Below are 1,339 nucleotides of genomic sequence, written 5' to 3'. Positions count from 1 at the left end.
ATCGACGCGAATTGAGCATTTTTTAGAGGTTTATTTCTGATTTGAAACTAGCAGGGATGTAGTTGTGGTATAAATAGGATTGGGTGTCATGTTAATGTTTGCTCCAGATGGGTTCTCTGGAAGTGGCGGGAAAATCGATGCTGGATTAGGGTATATGGATATGAAAGGGGACTCCTATACAGGATACATAAGATTTATAAATTGGAAATGGTTTAAATAAAAATGAAAAATGTATTAATTATTTTTTTCGCAGTGTCACTGTTATTGGTGTTTTTAAATTCTGAGATGATCGTAGTTTCTTCAATGATGATGATCTCAACTTTATTCCTTTTTATAAGGAAAAGTCATAAGATTCAAATATGGGGGAGGTTATCTGCTTCAGGCACGGCATCTCTTTTGGTTAACCCGCTAATGGCTCCTCTTGGCTTGGTAGGCTCTTCTCTCCAAGCATCTCATACATATGGGAGTGAATTGTCGGTAGATAAAATGTTAGATAGTTATTTAGGTCGTTAGATGAATAAAAATTGTAATAATTGTGGAAGTGATCTTGGGTGGTATTCCGCCTTTGCAACTATTTCATTTCTTTGTAGATGTAATAATTGTAACTCACTTAACTATCGTCGATTTCTGATTAGTAAGTGGGTTATTGGAATATTAATATTTTTTGTTCCGATTGGACTGGTTCTTATAGCTACTGGAATCTTTAGTTTATCCATAATGCTGTGGGGTTCTATAATAATTTTTATTTTGTCGTTCTTTACAGAGCTGTTGTTATGTAAGTTTACTTCTGTAAGCGAGATTGAGCGAAAAAAGATTTTTAATTTGAAAAATAAAAATAAAATTGTCGCTTTAGTTGCGCTTGTTCTATTTGTTGTATTAGCGAATATATTGTAACGGAATACATGTGACACCCAACCAAATTTGGGAATAGTCTAATAAGCCGTCTATGCTTTACTGAACGTTAAAGTATGGATGAAAATACATGTGACACCCATTCCAATTTGGGGGTAGTGTAAGAAGCCGTCTATGCTTTACTGAATGTTAAAGTATGGATGGCTTTTTTATGGCAATAGCAAGGAAGAGACAAGTTAGCTTGGTGGATACCAAGTATTACCACTGCATCTCACGATGCGTAAGACGGGCGTATTTGTGTGGAGAGGATAAGTCCACAGGCAAGTCTTATGAACACAGAAGGGGGTGGGTTGAAGAGAAGCTATTGCAACTTGCTAAGGTGTTATGCATTGATGTATGTGCCTATGCCGTGATGAGTAACCATACGCATATTGTTTTGTATGTTGATGATAAAAAAGCGAAACGACTAAACGATAAAGCCATTCTA

The 1,339-nt window shown here is 36.0% G+C and carries 1 pseudogene; it reads left to right on the top strand.

The features are described from left to right. Nucleotides 1–1,063: 1,063 nt before the first annotated feature. A pseudogene (locus tag MHN81_RS27955) lies at nt 1,064–1,339 on the top strand (Mobile element protein); the annotation flags it as partial.

It is taken from the genome of Pseudoalteromonas sp. Of7M-16 (genome assembly GCF_022347805.1).
In the GTDB taxonomy this organism is placed as follows: Bacteria; Pseudomonadota; Gammaproteobacteria; order Enterobacterales; family Alteromonadaceae; genus Pseudoalteromonas; species Pseudoalteromonas luteoviolacea_F.
The sequence above is the reverse complement of the archived record's forward strand: the minus strand, read 5'-3'. Positions and strand labels throughout refer to the sequence as shown.